The 18,842-nt window shown below is 69.1% G+C and carries 18 protein-coding genes, 3 pseudogenes and 1 riboswitch; of the genes and pseudogenes, 16 read left to right on the forward strand and 5 right to left on the reverse strand.

Annotated features, from left to right (window positions below):
• Positions 1–957, forward strand: a 957-nt coding sequence (locus tag ACIBJC_RS37630; protein WP_399300894.1) for an alpha/beta fold hydrolase, incomplete at its 5' end; no start/stop codon positions are given.
• A gap of 27 nt (positions 958–984) precedes the next feature.
• Entirely contained in the window at positions 985–1,227 is a 243-nt protein-coding gene (locus ACIBJC_RS37635) for an MbtH family protein (RefSeq protein WP_399300896.1), read from the forward strand.
• Between the two features lie 248 nt (positions 1,228–1,475).
• Here ACIBJC_RS37635 and ACIBJC_RS37640 read toward each other — a convergent pair whose 3' ends face one another.
• Positions 1,476–1,637 (reverse strand): hypothetical protein, encoded by a 162-nt coding sequence (locus tag ACIBJC_RS37640; protein WP_399300898.1) that lies wholly within the window; start codon positions 1,635–1,637, stop codon positions 1,476–1,478.
• Positions 1,638–1,722: 85 nt separating this feature from the next.
• Between ACIBJC_RS37640 and ACIBJC_RS37645 the strand changes: the two genes are divergently transcribed.
• The 5 genes and pseudogenes from ACIBJC_RS37645 to ACIBJC_RS37665 form a co-directional block, all read left to right on the forward strand.
• Entirely contained in the window at positions 1,723–1,887 is a 165-nt protein-coding gene (locus tag ACIBJC_RS37645; protein ID WP_399300900.1) for a hypothetical protein, read from the forward strand.
• Between the two features lie 132 nt (positions 1,888–2,019).
• Positions 2,020–2,568: a peptide deformylase gene (def, locus tag ACIBJC_RS37650; RefSeq protein ID WP_399300902.1), complete on the forward strand. Its 549-nt coding sequence runs from the start codon at positions 2,020–2,022 to the stop codon at positions 2,566–2,568.
• Positions 2,569–2,592: 24 nt separating this feature from the next.
• Positions 2,593–2,736, forward strand: a pseudogene (locus ACIBJC_RS37655) (phosphotyrosine protein phosphatase); the annotation flags it as partial.
• Positions 2,733–2,999, forward strand: a pseudogene (locus ACIBJC_RS37660) (NAD(P)/FAD-dependent oxidoreductase); the annotation flags it as partial. The pseudogenes ACIBJC_RS37655 and ACIBJC_RS37660, both read left to right, overlap by 4 nt.
• Positions 2,965–3,117, forward strand: a pseudogene (locus ACIBJC_RS37665) (thioredoxin domain-containing protein); the annotation flags it as partial. The pseudogenes ACIBJC_RS37660 and ACIBJC_RS37665, both read left to right, overlap by 35 nt.
• A 435-nt stretch (positions 3,118–3,552) precedes the next feature.
• Here the strand turns inward: ACIBJC_RS37665 and ACIBJC_RS37670 are convergent.
• The 4 genes from ACIBJC_RS37670 to gcvT form a co-directional block, all read right to left on the reverse strand.
• Positions 3,553–4,950, reverse strand: a complete 1,398-nt coding sequence (locus ACIBJC_RS37670) for an L-serine ammonia-lyase (RefSeq protein WP_399300904.1) — start codon at positions 4,948–4,950, stop codon at positions 3,553–3,555.
• 123 nt (positions 4,951–5,073) lie between these two features.
• Positions 5,074–6,342, reverse strand: coding sequence for a serine hydroxymethyltransferase (gene glyA / locus ACIBJC_RS37675; protein ID WP_399300906.1), 1,269 nt, complete (start codon positions 6,340–6,342; stop codon positions 5,074–5,076).
• A 52-nt stretch (positions 6,343–6,394) separates the two neighbouring features.
• Complete coding sequence (gene gcvH / locus ACIBJC_RS37680) at positions 6,395–6,772, reverse strand: glycine cleavage system protein GcvH (protein ID WP_399300908.1); 378 nt, start codon at positions 6,770–6,772, stop codon at positions 6,395–6,397.
• A 99-nt stretch (positions 6,773–6,871) separates the two neighbouring features.
• On the reverse strand, positions 6,872–8,011 hold the full coding sequence (gene gcvT, locus ACIBJC_RS37685) for a glycine cleavage system aminomethyltransferase GcvT (protein WP_399300910.1): 1,140 nt from the start codon (positions 8,009–8,011) through the stop codon (positions 6,872–6,874).
• Between the two features lie 147 nt (positions 8,012–8,158).
• Positions 8,159–8,256, reverse strand: a riboswitch (glycine riboswitch).
• 267 nt (positions 8,257–8,523) lie between these two features.
• Between gcvT and ACIBJC_RS37690 the strand changes: the two genes are divergently transcribed.
• The 9 genes from ACIBJC_RS37690 (at position 8,524) to ACIBJC_RS37730 (ending at position 18,766) form a co-directional block, all read left to right on the forward strand.
• Positions 8,524–9,228, forward strand: a complete 705-nt coding sequence (locus tag ACIBJC_RS37690; RefSeq protein WP_399300912.1) for an AAA family ATPase — start codon at positions 8,524–8,526, stop codon at positions 9,226–9,228.
• Between the two features lie 99 nt (positions 9,229–9,327).
• Positions 9,328–10,062, forward strand: coding sequence for an enhanced serine sensitivity protein SseB (locus tag ACIBJC_RS37695; RefSeq protein WP_399300914.1), 735 nt, complete (start codon positions 9,328–9,330; stop codon positions 10,060–10,062).
• A 509-nt stretch (positions 10,063–10,571) separates the two neighbouring features.
• Entirely contained in the window at positions 10,572–11,366 is a 795-nt protein-coding gene (locus tag ACIBJC_RS37700; protein ID WP_399300916.1) for an enhanced serine sensitivity protein SseB C-terminal domain-containing protein, read from the forward strand.
• Between the two features lie 358 nt (positions 11,367–11,724).
• A complete protein-coding gene (locus ACIBJC_RS37705; protein ID WP_399300918.1) occupies positions 11,725–12,723 on the forward strand; it encodes an ABC transporter permease in 999 nt (332 codons plus the stop codon).
• 42 nt (positions 12,724–12,765) lie between these two features.
• Entirely contained in the window at positions 12,766–14,526 is a 1,761-nt protein-coding gene (locus tag ACIBJC_RS37710) for an ABC transporter substrate-binding protein (RefSeq protein WP_399300920.1), read from the forward strand.
• Between the two features lie 159 nt (positions 14,527–14,685).
• Positions 14,686–15,696, forward strand: a complete 1,011-nt coding sequence (locus ACIBJC_RS37715; RefSeq protein ID WP_399300922.1) for an ABC transporter permease — start codon at positions 14,686–14,688, stop codon at positions 15,694–15,696.
• Positions 15,693–16,823, forward strand: a complete 1,131-nt coding sequence (locus ACIBJC_RS37720) for an ABC transporter ATP-binding protein (protein WP_399300924.1) — start codon at positions 15,693–15,695, stop codon at positions 16,821–16,823. The genes ACIBJC_RS37715 and ACIBJC_RS37720 overlap by 4 nt, the downstream gene beginning before the upstream one ends.
• Positions 16,820–18,016 carry an ABC transporter ATP-binding protein gene (locus tag ACIBJC_RS37725; protein WP_399300926.1) on the forward strand — a complete coding sequence of 399 codons (1,197 nt, stop codon included), beginning with the start codon at positions 16,820–16,822 and terminating at the stop codon, positions 18,014–18,016. The genes ACIBJC_RS37720 and ACIBJC_RS37725 overlap by 4 nt, the downstream gene beginning before the upstream one ends.
• A 90-nt stretch (positions 18,017–18,106) precedes the next feature.
• Positions 18,107–18,766, forward strand: a complete 660-nt coding sequence (locus tag ACIBJC_RS37730; protein ID WP_329822094.1) for a trimeric intracellular cation channel family protein — start codon at positions 18,107–18,109, stop codon at positions 18,764–18,766.
• Positions 18,767–18,842 lie beyond the last annotated feature (76 nt).

The raw sequence follows: 18,842 nt of genomic DNA on the forward strand, positions 1-18,842 counted from the left end.
TTGGCGACGCAAGTGGTCTCGCGTATTCGTAAGTTGTTCGGTGTGGAGTTGGGTGTACGAACCCTGTTCGACGCGCCGACGGTGGCCGCCCTGGCACAGGCGATGGAAGGCGACTCCTCGGGACGTGGGCTTGAGGTCCTCCTGCCGCTGCGCTCCACGGGCAGCGCGTCTCCCGTGTTCTGCGTTCACCCCGGCGGTGGAGTCGGTTGGCCCTACGCCGGACTTCTGCGGCACATCGATCGCGAGCGCCCCGTCTACGGACTCCAGGCACGAGCACTGACCCGATCGGAACAATCTCCGCCGACAGTGGAGGAGATGGCCGCGGACTACGTTCGGCAGATCCGTACCATCCAGCCGGCCGGACCCTATTACCTGTTGGGATGGTCCTTCGGCGGCGTGGTCGCCCACGCCATGGCCGTCCAGTTGCAGGCCGACGGGCAGGAAGTGGCCATGCTGGCCATGCTCGACTCGACACCGCCCGATCACACGGCGTCCAGCGACGAACATTCCCGACCGAGTGAACAGCAGCTACTCCGTCTGCTCTTCGATCAGCTTTCCTACGGTCACGGTGTTCTCCCGCCAGGACAGCCGGAGTTCGCCGACGTGGACGACGTCGTGGACGCCCTGCGAGCCGCCGGTGCGCCGGTGGATGCCCTGGTGGACCCGCACACGCTGCGTGTGATCATGCTGGGCTTCACTCAACATGCCCAACTGCACGGGGCACACGAGCCTCGCCGTTTTCACGGCGATCTGACCCTTTTCACGGCCGCGTTGGAAGAAGACGGCGGAATCAAGACCGTGAACCTTGCCGAGAAATGGCGGCCCCACATCGTTGGCGGGATCAGCGTTCATGATGTCGATTCGAGCCACAATCGCATGCTGCGACCCGATGCCCTGGAGCAGATCGGCCCGGTATTGGCGGGCGTCCTCGCTCGGCTCGCTCATGGCCACCGATGATACTTCTCTCCCACGAAGGGCAATGCGATGACCAATCCTTTCGAAGACGAGCGCGGAGGCTTTCTCGTGCTGAAAAACGAGGAAGGCCAGCACTCGTTGTGGCCGGACTTTGCCCAGGTGCCTCAAGGCTGGCGCATTGTGCACCCCTCCGACACGCGTGAGCGATGCGTGGCCTACATCGAAGAGAACTGGATCGACATGCGGCCGGCCACAGTGCTGAGCCTTTCCGGTCACGACCGGATTTCGGCGCCGGACGATGCGGGGCCGTGAGTCGCTCCAGCGTCTCGGAAACTCCGTGTGTGCTTGAGGGTTTCAGGCTTTTCGGGCGCGGCGTGGCCGTGTGCTGTCACGGTGGAGTCCGAACCTCGCGGTGAGGTGGTGGACTTCGGTGGCGTGCACGTTGAACTCCTGGGCGAGGGCACGCGCGCCCTGGCCGGTGCCGGAGTCGAGGTGCACCGGCCGAAGGAACTGGCCCGCAGGCCGCCCGCCCTCGCAGTGGGGACGGGCTGCGCCTTCGGTCAGGTCCAGCCGAGCACCGCCGGCCCGAGCAGCATGCCGAACGCGATCTCGCCGACGACGCCGGGCTGCCCGATCCGGCGGGCGAGCCGGCGTCCCAGGAATCCGACGACCAGGAAGGGGCCGAGTGCGGCGGTCGCTTCCGCGCCCAGGGGGAGCGTCACCGGCCCGACCCTCCACCGCCCGCCGACCCGCCCGCCGTGCTGTCCGCTGTCAGGAAGCCGACGGCACTGAGGATCGACCTCGACCTTGACCTCGACATCGGCCTCCTCCGAGGTCGATCCGAATCCTGCGGCGATCAAGCCTGCCCTCGGCCTGCCCGCCACGGTGGTGCAGGTCGGCGCAGCCGAGCCACGCCATGTGATCAACCAGCTCGGACAAGACGTCGAGCATGAAAGTATTGTCCTTGCGTAGCTGTGGATTGAGCGGGCCGGCATGGAAGCCTGCCTCCGCAGGGGTGGGGAACGGCGAGTCTGGCATGCCTGTTGTGAGGCCAGTGACAGTGGTCGGACACGGATAGTGGCCGTTCGATAGGAAGAGGTTCGCATGACGATTGTCTCGATCAGGAAACTCGGTGACCCGGTTCTGCGGGAGCCTGCCAAGCCGGTGACCGACTTCGATGCTGAGCTGCACACCTTGGTCGGCGATCTGCGCGAGACGCTGAGCGACAGCAGAGGGGCCGGGCTTGCCGCGCCCCAGCTCGGTGTCGGGCTCCGGGTGTTCGTCTGGAGCCCCAAGCTGTTCGACGGTCGCGGCGATCTGGACCATCTGGTCAATCCCGTCTTGGACTTCCCGGACGAGGAGGAACAGGACGGTATGGAGGGATGCCTGTCCATACCTGGCGTCTTCCTTGACACCAAGCGTCGGATGAACGTCGTGGCGAAAGGCTTCACCATGAAGGGCGACCCGGTCCAGGTCGTCGGGGACGGGATCCTGGCCCGCTGCATCCAGCACGAGACCGATCACCTGGACGGTGTGCTGTTCATCGACAGGCTGACCCCTGAGCAACAGGAGCGGTGGATTGCCACGCTGCGCGCGGCCGACTGGTTCGACGAGAGTCTCATGACAAAGATCAAAAACTCACGGCACCAGTAGAGTGCGGCCGACTGTGCGGAAAGCGTCTTCCCCGGTAAGCGCTATCGCGACTGGACTCTGGACGACCCGGCGGGGCAGGGCGTCGAAGCCGTACGCCCCATCCGTGACGAGTTCAAGAAGCGCGTCGAGGGCCTGATCGCCGAGATCGCGCCGGAGGTCACGGCATGAGTGAGGTCCGGAACGTCATCGTCATAGGCTCCGGCCCCTCCGGCTGCACCGCCGCCCTCTGCACCGCCCGCGCCGACCTCAAGCCGCTCGTCTTCTGCGGCTCGATCACGGTCGGCGGCGCGCTGATGACCACCACCGAGGTCGAGAACTTCCCCGGCTTCCCCGAAGGCATCCAGGGCCCCGACCTCATGGGCCACATGCGCGCCCAGGCCGAACGATTCGGCGCCGAGCCTCGACGAAAACCCGACGACCGCAGTGCAGTTCGGCGTGATGTCCATCCCGATGATGAACGTCCACGTCGACGGCAAGGTCACCAAGACGGTCGTCGGCGCCAAGCCGAAGGCCGCCCTCGAACGGGACCTCGCGGACTGCATCAGCTAGGCATCGCCACGGCACGGGCGCATGGGGCACCAGGGTCGATGTTCCGTTGCCAGGCATACTGCGGCCGGCGGACGAGAAGAGGACTTCCTCGGACAGCCCGACCGGCGCGCGCCCCGAGTCCTGCTGCTACCTCAGGCTCAAGTCACTGCGATCCTCCACCGCCTAGGTGGGGGCTGCACGGATCTGTCAGCGGGGAGCAAACTTTGCGAGTAGCAGAGTACGACCCGGCACCACGCAGCATGATCGCTCACGGTCTGGTAATGCATTGGTCTGGGCGATGGACGTCTGCGCGGGTCTGGGATGGCCGCTGGCCCAGGGACTTTTCAGGGACTTTCAGCTCTGTCAGAGGGACTCTTCAGGGACGATCCGCCAGGGAGACGGGAAAGACCGTGACAGAGCTGAAAGACGAGAACTGCCTGATCAGAGCGGGTTCTCTCAGCACTCGATGATGTTCACCGCGAGCCCGCCCCGCGCGGTCTCCTTGTACTTGACCGACATGTCCGCGCCGGTCTCCTTCATCGTCTTGATGACCTTGTCCAGGGAGACCTTGTGGCTGCCGTCCCCGCGCAGCGCCATCTTCGCCGCCGTGACCGCCTTCACCGCCGCCATGCCGTTGCGTTCGATGCACGGGATCTGGACCAGGCCGCCGACCGGGTCGCAGGTCAGGCCCAGGTTGTGTTCCATGCCGATCTCGGCCGCGTTCTCGACCTGTTCCGCGCTGCCGCCCAGGACCTCGGCGAGGGCGCCCGCCGCCATGGAGCAGGCCGAGCCGACCTCGCCCTGGCAGCCGACCTCGGCGCCGGAGATGGAGGCGTTCTCCTTGAAGAGCATGCCGATGGCGCCGGCCGCGAGGAGGAAGCGGACCACGTTCTCGTCCTTCTCCGCCGCCGTCGCGCCGCCCGCCGCGAAGTTCATGTAGTAGTGCAGGACGGCCGGGATGATGCCGGCCGCGCCGTTCGTCGGGGCGGTGACGACCCGGCCGCCCGCCGCGTTCTCCTCGTTCACGGCCATCGCGTACAGCGTGATCCACTCCATCGCGTGGGCCTGCTGGTCGCCCTCGGCGCGCAGTTGGCGGGCCGAGTGGGCGGCGCGGCGGCGGACCTTGAGGCCGCCGGGGAGGATGCCCTCGCGGGACATGCCCCGGGAGACGCATGCCTGCATGACCTGCCAGATCTCCAGCAGCCCGGCGCGGATCTCGTCCTCCGTGCGCCACGCCTTCTCGTTCTCCAGCATCAGCGCGGAGATCGACAGACCCGTGTCGGCGGAGAGCCGCAGCAGTTCGTCGCCGGTGCGGAAGGGGTGTTTCAGGACCGTGTCGTCCAGTTTGATGCGGTCCTCGCCCGAGGCGCCTTCGTCCAGCACGGATTCGTCGACGACGAAGCCGCCGCCCACCGAGTAGTACGTCTTCTCCAGCAGCGGGGCGCCTCCGGCGTCGTACGCGAACACCGTCATGCCGTTGGCGTGGTACGGCAGGGCCTTGCGGCGGTGCAGGACCAGGTCCGTGTCGCTGTCGAAGGCGATCTCGTGCACGCCGAGCAGGCTGAGCCGGCCGGTGTCGCGGATGCGTGCCACCTGGTCGTCGGCGTTCTCCACGTCGACGGTGCGCGGGGAGTCGCCCTCCAGGCCCAGGAGGACGGCCTTCGGGGTGCCGTGGCCGTGCCCGGTCGCGCCGAGCGAGCCGTACAGCTCGCACCGTACGGACGCAGTGTGGGCGAGCAGGCCCTCGTTCTTGAGGCGGCGCGCGAACAGCCCCGCCGCCCGCATCGGGCCGACCGTGTGGGAACTGGAGGGGCCGATGCCGACCGAGAACAGGTCGAAGACCGAGATGGCCACGGGTGGTGACTCCTTACAAGGTGTCGTACGGCGAAGAGGCCGTACGTGGGACGGGGCACCGCGCCGCGCGGACCGGGGGTGGTGGTCCGGCGTGCGCGGTGCCCCGGCGTACCCGGGACGGGATTACAGGCCCGGGTACAGCGGGTGCTTCTCGGCGAGCGCGGTGACCCGGCCGGCCAGTGCCTCGCGGTCGAACTCCGGCTTCAGCGCCGCCGCGATGATGTCGGCGACCTCGGTGAAGTCCTCCGCGGTGAAGCCGCGGGTGGCGAGCGCCGGGGTGCCGATCCGCAGGCCCGAGGTGACCATCGGGGGGCGCGGGTCGTTCGGGACGGCGTTGCGGTTGACGGTGATGCCGACCTCGTGGAGCCGGTCCTCGGCCTGCTGGCCGTCCAGCTCCGAGTTGCGCAGGTCGACCAGGACCAGGTGCACGTCCGTACCGCCGGAGAGGACGGAGACGCCCACCTCGGTCACGTCCGGCTGCACCAGCCGCTCGGCGAGGATCCGGGCGCCGTCCAGGGTGCGCTGCTGGCGCTCCTTGAACTCGTCCGTGGCCGCCACCTTGAACGAGACCGCCTTGCCCGCGATGACATGCTCCAGCGGGCCGCCCTGCTGGCCGGGGAAGACCGCGGAGTTGATCTTCTTCGCCAGTTCCTTGGTGGAGAGGATCACGCCGCCGCGCGGACCGCCGAGGGTCTTGTGCGTGGTCGTGGTGACGACGTGGGCGTGCGGCACCGGGTTGGGGTGCAGCCCGGCGGCGACCAGACCGGCGAAGTGCGCCATGTCGACCATCAGGTAGGCGCCGACCTCGTCCGCGATCCGGCGGAAGGCCGCGAAGTCGAGCTGACGGGGGTACGCGGACCAGCCGGCCACGATCAGCTTCGGGCGGGACTCCTTGGCGAGCCGCTCGACCTCGGCCATGTCGATCTGGCCGGTCTCGCCGTCGACGTGGTACGCGACGACGTTGTAGAGCTTGCCGGAGAAGTTGATCTTCATGCCGTGGGTGAGGTGCCCGCCGTGCGCGAGGTTCAGACCCATGATCGTGTCGCCGGGGGAGAGCAGCGCGAACATCGCGGCGGCGTTCGCCTGGGCGCCCGAGTGCGGCTGTACGTTCGCGTGCTCGGCGCCGAAGAGCGCCTTCACCCGGTCGATGGCGATCTGCTCGACCACGTCGACGTGCTCACAGCCGCCGTAGTAGCGGCGGCCCGGGTAGCCCTCGGCGTACTTGTTGGTCAGTACGGAGCCCTGGGCCTCCATGACCGCGACCGGGGCGAAGTTCTCCGAGGCGATCATTTCGAGGGTGGACTGCTGGCGGTGGAGTTCGGCGTCGACAGCGGCGGCGACGTCGGGGTCCAGCTCGTGGAGTGAGGCGTTCAGAAGCGACTTCGAAGACATCACGGTCCCTGGGGTGTCTTGGTGCGGGGTCGGCCGGGTGAGCTGCGTCACGTCAGTTGCCGGAGAACTCTGCGTATTCGTCCGCGGTGAGCAGGTCCTTCGGCTCCTCGGTGACGCGTACCTTGAACAGCCAGCCGCCCTCGAAGGGCGCGGAGTTCACCAGTGAGGGGTCGTCCACGACGTCCTGGTTCGTCTCGGTGACCTCGCCGGTCACCGGGGCGTACAGATCGCTGACGGACTTGGTGGACTCCAGCTCTCCGCAGGTCTCGCCCGCGGTCACCGTGTCACCGACCTCGGGAAGCTGGGCGTACACGACATCGCCGAGGGCGTTGGCCGCGTACTCCGTGATGCCGACCGTCGACACGCCGTTCTCGGCGGCCGTCAGCCACTCGTGCTCCTTGCTGTAGCGAAGCTGCTGGGGGTTGCTCATGACCTGAATTCTCCTGTACGCGGGGGTGTGGTGCGGAACCGCTGTCTTACGGACCGAGACGGTACGGAACGAACGAACAGCGAACGGACGACGGACGAATCACTTCTGGCGCTTGTAGAACGGCAGCGCCACGACCTCGTACGGCTCCTGGGAGCCCCGGATGTCCACGCCGACCCCCGCCGTACCGGGCGCGGCGTGCGCGGCGTCCACGTACGCCATCGCGATCGGCCGGCCCAGCGTCGGCGACGGGGCGCCCGAGGTGACCTCGCCCACGACGGCGCCGCCGGCGACCACCGGGTACCCGGAGCGCGGGACGCGGCGGCCCTCGGCGATCAGGCCGACCAGCGTGCGCGGCGGGGCGGACGCGGCGCGCTCGGCCGCCGCCTCCAGCGCCGCGCGGCCGACGAAGTCGCCGCCGTTCGAGGTCTTGTCGAACTTCACGACCCGGCCGAGGCCCGCGTCGAACGGGGTCAGCGCGGTGGACAGCTCGTTCCCGTACAGCGGCATGCCCGCTTCGAGACGGAGGGTGTCACGGCAGGAGAGCCCGCAGGGCACCAGCCCGGCCCCCGCGCCGGCCTCGGTGAGCGCCTTCCACAGCTCCTCCGCGTGCCGGGGCTCGACGAAGAGCTCGAAGCCGTCCTCACCGGTGTAGCCGGTCCGCGCGATCAGGGCGGGAACCCCGGCGACGGTGCCCGGCAGGCCCGCGTAGTACTTGAGCCCGTCGAGGTCGGCGTCGGTCAGCGCCTTCAGGATGCCGGGGGACTCCGGGCCCTGGACGGCGAGCAGCGCGTACGCGTCGCGGTCGTCCCGTACGGCGGCGTCGAACCCCGTGGCGCGGGCGGTGAGCGCGTCCAGGACGGTCCCCGCGTTGGAGGCGTTGGCGACGACCATGTACGTGTCCTCGCCGAGGCGGTAGACGATCAGGTCGTCCAGGATCCCGCCGTCCTCCCGGCAGATCATCGTGTAGCGGGCCCGGCCGACGGCCACGGCGCCGATGTTGCCGACGAGCGCGTGGTCGAGGAACCGTCCGGCGTCCGGCCCCGTGACGGTGATCTCGCCCATGTGGGAGAGGTCGAAGAGCCCGGCGCGGGTGCGGACGGCGGTGTGCTCGTCGCGCTCACTGCCGTAGCGCAGCGGCATGTCCCAGCCCGCGAAGTCGGTCATGGTCGCGCCCAGCGCGCGGTGCGTGGCGTCGAGGGCGGTACGACGGGGGGTGCTGCTCGGGGGGACATGGCTCATCGGTGTGGCTCCCAGGGCATGACGGCGAGGACGATCCTCCCCATCTGTCATCGGAACCTGAGAGGTTCATCACGACCCCGCGTAAAGGAGGTCATGACTTGCACCTTGGGTGGAGCCGCGACAAGGCGGCCCGCTTTTCAGATCTGCCTCATCCACGCGGTACGGGGCCTGAGAGATTCAAGGGAGGTACTTGCTCCTTCGGCGCCCGGCGCACACGGTGACCGGGACTCTCCCGCGCGGATTCAAACGGCCGGTATGCAGTTGGCGGGCACATCATCGCACGGGCCGCCGCGGAGCGGCGCGGCCGGTCGGCACGCCGTCGCGCGGATGGCCGGGCGCGTCGCGGGTACGAGTGAGAAGCTTGCGGGACATTACCAAGTCTTTACACTTCATGGGCAAGAGTCATGGGCCAGACGCACTGAGCTGATACGCACTGAGCTGACACGGACTGAGCTGACAGGGGGACGGCGATGATCTCGCAGGGGTCCGGCACATGTGCCACGACCGCGGGTGTGCCCGCACAGCAGGGCGTGAGCGTGGTCGGCGACGGCCCGGTGGGGGCGGGCCCCACCCCGGCGGGCCCCACCCCGGCGGGTCCCGCCGGGGTGATGAGCGCGCCCGCCGCGCCGGCCGTGCGCGATCTGCGGGGGCTGGGACAGGGAGGAGGCCCCGACGGGCTGGTCTTCGACGCCGGGGACCTGGTGGTCGTCTCCGGGTTGCCCGGCAGCGGCAAGTCCACGCTGATCCGGCGGGCCGCCGAGGGCCGCGGCATCGACTCCCAGGACGCGCGGGACCGCTGGGCGCGGCTGATGCCGCCCGCGCTGCCCTACGCCGTCTACCGCCCCCTGGTACGGACGGCGCACTACGCGGGGCTCCGGCGCGCGCTGCGCTCCGGCGCGAGCCTCGTCGTGCACGACTGCGGTACGCAGACATGGGTACGGCGCTGGCTCGCCAGGGAGGCTCTCGCGCGCGGACGCCGGCTGCACCTGCTCCTGCTGGACGTGGCGCCCGAGACCGCCAGGGAGGGCCAGCGCGAGCGCGGCCGGGGCGTCTCGGGGTACGCCTTCGCGCGCCACCGCGGCGCGGTCGGCCGGCTGCTCACGGACGCCCAGGCGGGCCGGCTCCCGGAAGGGTGCGCCTCCGCCGTGCTGCTGGACCGGGACGCGGCGGGCGCGTTGGAGCGGATCGCCTTCTTAACGGCACCGGACACGGAGTGACCCACGCGCCGGGGCGACCGGCGCGGCGCACCCCGCGGCCTGCGGCGTTAGGGTGCTGCGGCAGGGTCCTGGGCGGACGGGGTGGAGAGGTGCACAGTGGTGAACACAGCATGGCCGGGCAACGAGCTGGAAGAGGTGCTCACCGCCTCGCTCGGCAATGACGCCGCGGGCGGACGGCTGGTCGAGGTGCTCGGACGCAGCGAGGTCTGGGTGCCGCTGCCCAACGGGGGCGGCCCCGACAGCCCCGACCTCGATCTGCCGACGGTGGAGATCGACGGCGCCGCGTACGTCCCGGTCTTCAGCTCGCACCAGCAGTTCCTCAGCTGCGTCGGCGACCGCATGGCGTTCACCGTCGCGCCGGCCCGCGACTTCGCCCGCGGACTGCCCCCGCAGCTCGGCATCGCGATCAACCCCGGTGGCGCGGTCGGGGCGCCGCTGCCGCCGCTCGCCGTCGCCGAGCTGTGCCGGGTGGGGCGTACGCCGCTCGACGGACCGGCCAGCGGCGGCCGGGTCAGGCTCTTCCAGCCGGACTGGAAGGAGGACCCGGTCGACTTCCTCTCCGCCGCCGCCGCCGAGTTCGGGGCGACGGGCACGGTGGCCACCGCCCGCCGCGCGCTCGCCAGCGTCGAGGGCGAGCCGCCGGTGCTCTTCATCGGCGTCCAGCTCTCCTCCTGGGAGGCCGCCGACCGCAACGCGCCGATGGACGCGCTCGGCCGCGCGCTCGGCCGGGTACCGGTGGCCTGGCCGGTCAACCTCCTGCTGCTGGACCTGACACAGGATCCGGTCGGCGAGTGGATGCTGGCGAAGGTCAGGCCCTTCTACGAGCGGGCGTAGGCGGGACGGCCGGACGGGGATTCCTCCGTACGGCCTCCGTACGGCCTCCGTACGGCCCCCCCCCACATGGCCCCCCGCACGACCCTGCGTGCGAACCTCCGTACAACCGTCCGCCGTATTCCGTCCGGGGTACGACGGAGGGATACGACCGGCCGGGGCGGGTAGGACCCGTAGTCGCGGGCATGTCGCCGCCACGGTGACGGGGCGGCTCGCGGGGCGGTTCGCGCGGCGGGACAGCGGGGCGGTTCGAGGGGGCGGGACAACGGTTCACGGGGCGGGACAACGGGGCGGGCACATCCCGGACACGGCCCGGCGGCGGCACGGGTAAGGGCAGGGCGCATATGCGGCCGGAATCAGCCGTACCGCACCTCTCCGCCTATGCGGGACGCACACCGGCCGTCAAGTCGGTGTCAGGCCAGCCGCCTAAGCTGGTTTGATGGCCGGGCCGGCGCACCGCGCGGCGCCGGGGAGCGGGACGAGTGGTGGAACTAAGAGGGGCGGGACCCAGAGTGAGCGCGTCAGGCACCGCGGCGGCCGGGCAGGTCGAGCACATGCTGCGCCAGGTGACGCCGGGACGGTACGACGCGTACGAGGCGCTGCTCCAGGCCCTCGCCGACGACAGCGTCTGGATGCTGCTCTGGCACGGCCAGGCCGGTTCACCCGACGCCCAGTACGGCAACATGGAGGTCGACGGGCTGGGCTACGCGCCCTGCGTCACCTCCGCGCAGGAGCTGTCCGCCAGCGGCTGGGCCCGGGCGCACGAGGTGGTTTCCGGCCGAGACATCGCCCGCGCCCTCTACCCGGACCGCTGGGGGATCTGGCTCAATCCGCACGCCCCCGGCGGCGGCCTCGGTATCCCGTGGCTGGACCTGCGCCGGATCGCCACCGGCCTCGACCGGATGCCCGCGGGCCCGCTGCGGCTCTCCGAGCCCGCCATCCAACTCCCGCAGTTCTACGCCCTGCTCACCCAGAACGCGCACCGCACGCCCGCCGTGCGCTCGCTGCGCCGGGCGTGGGTGCAGCCGGCGCTGGGCGCCCCGTACCTGGCGATCGGCCTCGACCTGTACGACACGAGCCCGGCCTCCGTCGACTCCGTACGCGCGATGATGCGTCAGTCGATCGGCGCCGTCCCCGAGGGACTGCCGGTCTCCACGGTCGCGATGTCCGACGAGTACGACCCGGTCACGATGTGGCTGCGCGTCAACTCCCGCCCGTTCTACGACCGGGAGGCGCACGCGGCGCAGGCGGCGCCCGTCCAGTCCACCGGATACGGCTATCCGCCCCCCGCCTCTCGCGCATACTGAACGCTCCACGGGGGAGGAACGGGTGTGTCAGGCATGCCCGTTCTGGCGGATTCTGACGGATTGGTGATCCGTCTCGTCCGTTGAGGTCAAAGTCGTGTCCGTATAACGGTAACCCTCTGATCGCATCACGGTTGAGCAAACATTCCCCGATGGGGCTGGCGGGTGATCGCGATAGGGCTGAAGACTCCCTCCAGCAGGTGGCATCGGCACGTATGTGCGACTGATGTGTGGGCGACGCGCTGACAGAAGCAGATCTCCCGAACCGGGGGGACCACCATGCGACATCAATGAAGCGAACGAGCCGCTACAGCGGCGGTCACAGGCCGGCCACCGTCGGCCGAGAGGGGTCTCCAGCGCAATGACGGCACCTATCGAGACCACCGGGTCGGCGGCGCAAGCGCAGCCGGAAGCGGTGCTGGAAGGCGCCGGGGGCAAGCAGATCGAGGGCCGTTCGCTCGGCCGGATCGCGTGGACGCGTTTCAAACGGGACAAGGTCGCCATGGCGGGCGGCGTCATCGTGATCCTGCTGGTCCTTGTCGCCGTACTCTCCAAACCGCTCCAGTCCTTCTTCGGTCTTGACCCCAACGCCTTCAACCAGGACCTGGTCGACCCCACCCTGCTCGCACCCAAGGGCAGTTTCGGCGGCATGAGCTGGGACCACCCTCTGGGCGTCGAACCGCAGACCGGCCGGGACATCCTGGCCCGCATCATCGAGGGCTCCTGGGTCTCCCTGGTCGTCGCGGCCGGGTCCACGCTGCTCTCCGTCGTCATCGGCGTCGTGATGGGCGTCGTGGCCGGCTTCTACGGCGGCTGGGTCGACAGCGCCATCAGCCGCATGATGGACACCTTCCTCGCCTTCCCGCTGCTCCTCTTCGCGATCTCGATCTCCGCGTCGCTCCAGGGCAGCGTGTTCGGGCTCGAAGGGCTCTCGCTGCGCATCGCCGTACTGATCTTCGTGATCGGCTTCTTCAGTTGGCCGTACATCGGCCGGATCGTGCGCGCGCAGACGCTCAGCCTGCGCGAGCGGGAGTTCGTGGAGGCGGCCAGGTCGCTGGGCGCCCGCGGTCCGTTCATCCTCTTCCGGGAGCTGCTGCCGAACCTGATCGCGCCGATCCTCGTCTACTCGACGCTGCTGATCCCCACCAACATCCTCTTCGAGGCTTCCCTGAGCTTCCTCGGCGTCGGTATCGCCCCGCCGCAGTCCTCGTGGGGCGGCATGCTGTCCACCGCGGTCGACCTGTACCAGGTTGACCCGATGTTCATGGTCATTCCTGGCATGGCGATCTTCATCACCGTGCTGGCCTTCAATCTGCTGGGGGACGGTCTGCGTGACGCACTCGACCCCCGTGGCAAGTAATCGCGGCCCGGCCGCACCATCGATCGAGGGGGCTTTCCTCAGGTGAACAGCAGAAAGACAGCATCGGCCATCGCCGCCACGCTGGCGTTGGCACTCGGTGCTACCGCCTGCGGCAGCGGCGACAGCGACAGCAAGGACGGCAATGGGGGCGGCAGCGCGAAGGCCGATGCCGGACTGAGCAGCATCGTCAACGCCAGCACCAAGAAGGGGGGGACGGTCACGTACGAGCACTCCAGTGGCCCGGACTCCCTGGACCCGGGCAACACGTACTACGGCTGGGTGCAGAACTTCTCCCGCATGTACGCCCGTTCCCTGGTGACGTTCAAGCCGGCCGCCGGCAAGGAGGGCCTCACGGTCGTTCCCGACCTGGCGACCTCCCTCGGCAAGGGCAGCCCGGACGCCAAGACCTGGACGTACACGCTCCGTAAGGGCGTCAAGTTCCAGGACGGCACGGAGATCACCTCGGCGGACGTCAAGTACGCCATCGAGCGCTCCAACTTCGCGCCCGAGGCCATCTCCAACGGACCGACGTACTTCAAGTCGTACCTGGAGGGTGGCGACAAGTACAAGGGTCCGTACAAGGACAAGTCGCCCGACGGTCTCAAGTCCATCGAGACCCCGGACAAGTACACGATCACCTTCAAGCTGAACAAGCCGTTCGCGGACATGGACTACCTGGCCGCGTTCTCGCAGACGGCCCCGGTCCCGCAGAAGGCCGACACGGGCGCCGAGTACGTCCAGAAGATCGTGTCCTCGGGCCCGTACAAGTTCGACACGTACAGCGAGAGCCGTGGCGCGACGTTCTCCCGGAACCCCGAGTGGGACCCGGCTACGGACCCGATCCGCAAGGCTCTGCCGGACAAGATCGAGCTGAAGTTCAACGTCAACGCCTCGACGGTCGACGAGCACCTGCTCAGCGACACGATCACCGCGGACATCGCCGGCACCGGGCTCCAGTCCAAGACGCAGCCGAAGGTGCTCGTCAAGCCGGCCGAGAAGGCCCGGACGGACAACCCCTACGCCGGCGCGCTCGCCTACCTGGCGATGAACGTCAACGTGAAGCCGTTCGACAACATCGAGTGCCGCAAGGCCGTGCAGTACGCCGTGGACAAGGCCGGCGTGGTCGACGCGGTCGGCGGCTCGGTCAAGGGTGACCCCGCCACCACGATGATCCCGCCGTCGGTCGCCGGCTACAAGAAGTTCGACCTGTACCCGACCGCGGGCAACAAGGGCGACGCGGCCAAGGCCAAGGAACAGCTCACCAAGTGCGGTCAGCCGAAGGGCTTCAAGACCTCGCTGACGGCGCGTTCCGACCGTCCCGACGAGGTCCAGGCCGCCACGCAGATCCAGCAGAGCCTGAAGGCGATCGGCATCGAGGCCGACATCAAGCAGTTCCCGGCCGACAAGTACTTCACGGACTTCGCGGGCTCCCCCAAGTGGGTCCACGACAACAAGGCCGGCCTGATGATGATGGCCTGGGGCGCTGACTGGCCCACCGGCTACGGCTTCCTCGACTCGATCGTGAACGGCTCGGCCATCAAGCCGTCCGGTGGCACGAACCTGATGGAGCTGAACGACCCGAAGATCAACAAGGCGCTGACCGACGGCATCGGCACCCTCGACGCCACCGCTCGCGGTGAGAAGTGGGGCGAGGTCGACAAGCTGGTCCTGGAGAACGCCTCCGCCGTGCCGCTCTTCTACAAGAAGAACCTGCTCTACCGCCCGGACTCGGCGACCAACGTCACCGTCGCGGAGTCGTACCTCGGTATGTACGACTACGTGCTGATGAGCTCGTCCAAGTAAGTCCGCGTGACCTGCCGAGCGGGCTCGGCGCAGACTCCGGGCCCGCTCGGCTACACATTCAGTAACACCTGTTACATCAAACAGCACCCCCCGAAAGGCAGGTGAAGGTGCTGGGTCGCACGGGCGTACCCCGCCCGCACGACCCGACACCGTACGGCTGTGGCTGCGTACATCATCCGACGCGTATTCGCCGCGGTGTTGCTGCTGCTGGTGGTCAGCGCAGTCACGTTCGCGATCTTCTTCCTGGTGCCCCGGCTGGGCGGCCAGACGACCGATTCACTGGCCGCCCAGTACGTCGGTAAGGGCGCCGATCCCGCCGCCATCGCCGCGATCAAGGCGAACCTGGGACTCGACGACCCCCTCTACCTCCAGTACTGGCACTTCATCAAGGCCATCGTGGTCGGTGCCGAGTACAACCTCGGCCCCAACCCCTCGGTGTGCAACGCGCCGTGCTTCGGCTACTCCTTCAAGACGCACGTCGAGGTCTGGCCCGAGATCGTCCAGCGCATCCCGGTCACCTTCTCGCTGGCCATCGGCGCGGCGGTCATCTGGGTCGTCTCCGGTGTCGCCATCGGCGTCCTCTCCGCGCTCAAGCGGGGCTCGATCTTCGACCGTCTGACCATGGGCATCGCCCTGGCCGGCGTCTCGCTGCCGATGTTCTTCACCGGCCTGGTCTCCCTCGCGCTGTTCAGCTTCCACTGGACGATCTGGGAGGAGCTGCAGTTCGTGCCCTTCTCCGAGAGCCCCGGTGAATGGGCGTGGAACCTCATCCTTCCCTGGTGCACCCTCGCCTTCCTGTACTCCGCCCTCTACGCGCGGCTCACCCGCGCCGGGATGCTGGAGACCATGGGCGAGGACTACATCAGAACCGCGCGGGCGAAGGGGCTGCGGGAGCGCCAGGTGGTCGTCAAGCACGGCCTGCGCGCCGCGCTGACCCCGCTCATCACCATCTTCGGCATGGACTTCGCGCTGCTCCTCGGCGGCGCGGTCATCACGGAGCGCGTCTTCTCCTTCCAGGGGATGGGCGCGTACGCCATCCAGGGCGTGACCCGCAGCGACCTGCCCATCGTGATGGGCGTGACGCTGGTCGCCGCCTTCTTCATCGTTCTCTGCAATCTGCTGGTGGACCTCGTGTACGCCGCGATCGACCCCCGGGTGAGGCTCTCATGAGCGACGTGAGCAAGACGAAGGACGCGAGCGGGGACGACGCGGGCAAGGGCGCCGGTACGGGGACGGCCACCGCGGGCGCTCCGGCGCCGGCCACGGGGGCCGCGCGGGACGCGTTCCTCTCCGTACGCGACCTCCGCATCCACTTCGACACCGACGACGGCCTCGTGAAGTCCGTCGACGGCGTCAGCTTCGACCTCCAGGCGGGCAGGACCCTCGGCATCGTCGGCGAGTCCGGCTCCGGGAAGTCCGTGACCTCCCTGGGCATCATGGGGCTGCACAACTCCGAGCGCGCCCGGATCTCCGGCGAGATCTGGCTGGACGGCGAGGAGCTGATCGGCGCGGGCCCCGAGCGGGTGCGTGCGCTGCGCGGCCACAAGATGGCGATGATCTTCCAGGACCCGCTGTCCGCGCTGCACCCGTACTACAGCATCGGCGCGCAGATCGTGGAGGCGTACCGCGTCCACAACAAGGTCGACAAGAAGACCGCCAAGAAGCGGGCCGTCGAGATGCTCGACCGGGTCGGCATCCCCGAGCCGGCCCGCCGCTACCACGACTACCCGCACCAGTTCTCCGGCGGTATGCGCCAGCGCGCGATGATCGCGATGTCGCTGGTGAACAACCCCGAGCTGCTGATCGCCGACGAGCCGACGACCGCCCTGGACGTGACCGTCCAGGCGCAGATCCTCGACCTCATCCGGGACCTCCAGAAGGAGTTCCACTCGGCGGTCGTCATCATCACCCACGACCTCGGCGTCGTCGCCGAGATCGCGGACGAGCTGCTCGTGATGTACGCGGGGCGCTGCATCGAGCGCGGCTCGTCGGAGAAGGTCTTCTACCAGCCGCAGCACCCCTACACCTGGGGCCTGCTGGGCTCGATGCCCCGTATCGACCGTGAGCAGACCGACCGGCTGGTGCCGGTCAAGGGGACCCCGCCCAGCCTGATCAACGTCCCGTCCGGCTGTGCCTTCAACCCGCGCTGCCCGTACGCCGACGTCCCCAAGGACGACCTCGCCCGTACGGTCCGTCCCGACCTGCGGGAGATCACCGACGGGCACTTCTCCGCCTGCCACATGTCGCGTGCGGAGCGGGAAAAGATCTGGACCGAAGAGATTGCGCCGAAGCTGTGACTGAGCTGACGAAGAAGATTCCGGAGCAGGTCGCGGCGGGTGGGGCCGCGACGGGCGGTCCGTCGGACGGTGTCGAGCCGATCCTCAGGGTCACCGGCCTGGTCAAGCACTTCCCGATCACCAAAGGGCTGCTGAAACGCAAGGCCGGCGCCGTCCAGGCGGTCGACGGGCTCTCCTTCGACGTACGTCCCGGGGAGACCCTGGGCGTCGTCGGCGAGTCCGGGTGCGGCAAGTCGACGATGGGCCGGCTGATCACGCGGCTGCTCGAACCGACCGGTGGCAAGGTCGAGTTCGAGGGCCGGGACATCACGCACATGTCCGCGGGCGCGCTGCGGCCGATGCGCCGTGACATCCAGATGATCTTCCAGGACCCGTACGGTTCGCTGAACCCGCGCCACACCGTCGGCGGGATCGTCTCCACCCCCTTCAAGCTCCAGGGCATCGAGCCCGAGGGCGGCGTGAAGAAGGAGGTGCAGCGGCTGCTGGAGCTGGTGGGCCTGAGCCCCGAGCACTACAACCGCTACCCGCACGAGTTCTCCGGCGGACAGCGCCAGCGCATCGGCATCGCGCGGGCGCTGGCGCTCAACCCGAAGCTGGTCGTCGCCGACGAGCCGGTCTCGGCGCTGGACGTGTCGATCCAGGCCCAGGTGGTGAACCTGCTGGACGACCTCCAGGAGGAGCTGGGGCTGACGTACGTGATCATCGCGCACGACCTCTCGGTCATCCGCCATGTGTCGGACCGGATCGCGGTGATGTACCTCGGCAAGATCGTCGAGCTGGCGGACCGCAAGTCGCTGTACGAGTCGCCCAAGCACCCGTACACGAAGGCGCTGCTGTCGGCCGTGCCGGTGCCCGACCCGAGCCGGCGCGGCGGCAAGAGCGACCGGATCCTGCTCAAGGGCGATGTGCCGTCGCCGATCTCACCGCCGAGCGGCTGCCGGTTCCACACCCGGTGCTGGAAGGCGACGGAGGTCTGCAAGACGACCGAGCCGCCGCTGATCCAGCTCGGGCCGGGCCACCAGGCGGCCTGCCACCACCCGGAGAACGCGCCGGACCAGCGTCCGCAGGACACGGTCTCGGTGGCGGCGCGGGAGACGATCGAGCTGGCGGACGGGGCGGGCGAGGCCGCGGCGAAGGCGGTCGCGGAGCCGGTCAAGGAGATCGGCGGGACCGGCGGAGCCGCCAAGGAGTAGCCCGCACCGGGCCGGGGTCGCGGCTGAGCCGTGGCCCCGGCCCGGTGGCCGGGGTTCGCCCGTATGTGCGGATACCGGCACACTGTCCGGGTGCTCCACGACCTATTCACGCCCTCCGTCCAGCATGCGCTCGACCTCGTCGGGATCTTCGTCTTCGCGATCTCCGGCGCCCTGCTCGCCGTACGGAAGAACTTCGACGTCTTCGGTATGGCGGTGCTGGCCGAGATCACCGCGCTGGGCGGAGGGCTGCTCCGTGATCTGATCATCGGAGCGGTGCCGCCCGCCGCCTTCACCGATCTCGGCTACTTCTCCATGCCGCTGGTGGCGACCGCGCTGGTCTTCTTCCTCCACCCCCACGTCGAGCGGATCCAGGGCGCGGTCAACGTCTTCGACGCGGCGGGGCTCGGCCTCTTCTGCGTCACGGGGACCACCAAGGCGTACGAGTACGGGCTCGGCCTGACCTCCTCGGTCGTCCTCGGCATGGCCACGGCCGTCGGCGGCGGTGTGCTGCGCGACGTCCTCGCCAACGAGGTGCCCTCGCTGCTGCGCTGGGACCGCGACCTCTACGCCGTGCCCGCCATCGTCGGCGCCACGATGGTGGCGCTCTGCATCCGCTTCGACGTGCTCAACGGCCTCACCAGCGGGGTCGCCGTACTGACGGCGTTCGTGCTGCGGCTGCTCGCGATGCGCTTCCACTGGCGGGCGCCGCGCGCCTGGAACCGTCGCTCGGCGGCGGAGGAGCCCGCGTGAGGGCCTGTGCGGCGGCTCCTGGCCCTGGGGCCCGTCCGGTGCACCAATCCTCTGATCCGCCGATGCGGCAATCCGC

Origin of the sequence: Streptomyces sp. NPDC050509, assembly GCF_044457965.1 — a bacterium.
In the GTDB taxonomy this organism is placed as follows: domain Bacteria; phylum Actinomycetota; class Actinomycetes; order Streptomycetales; family Streptomycetaceae; genus Streptomyces.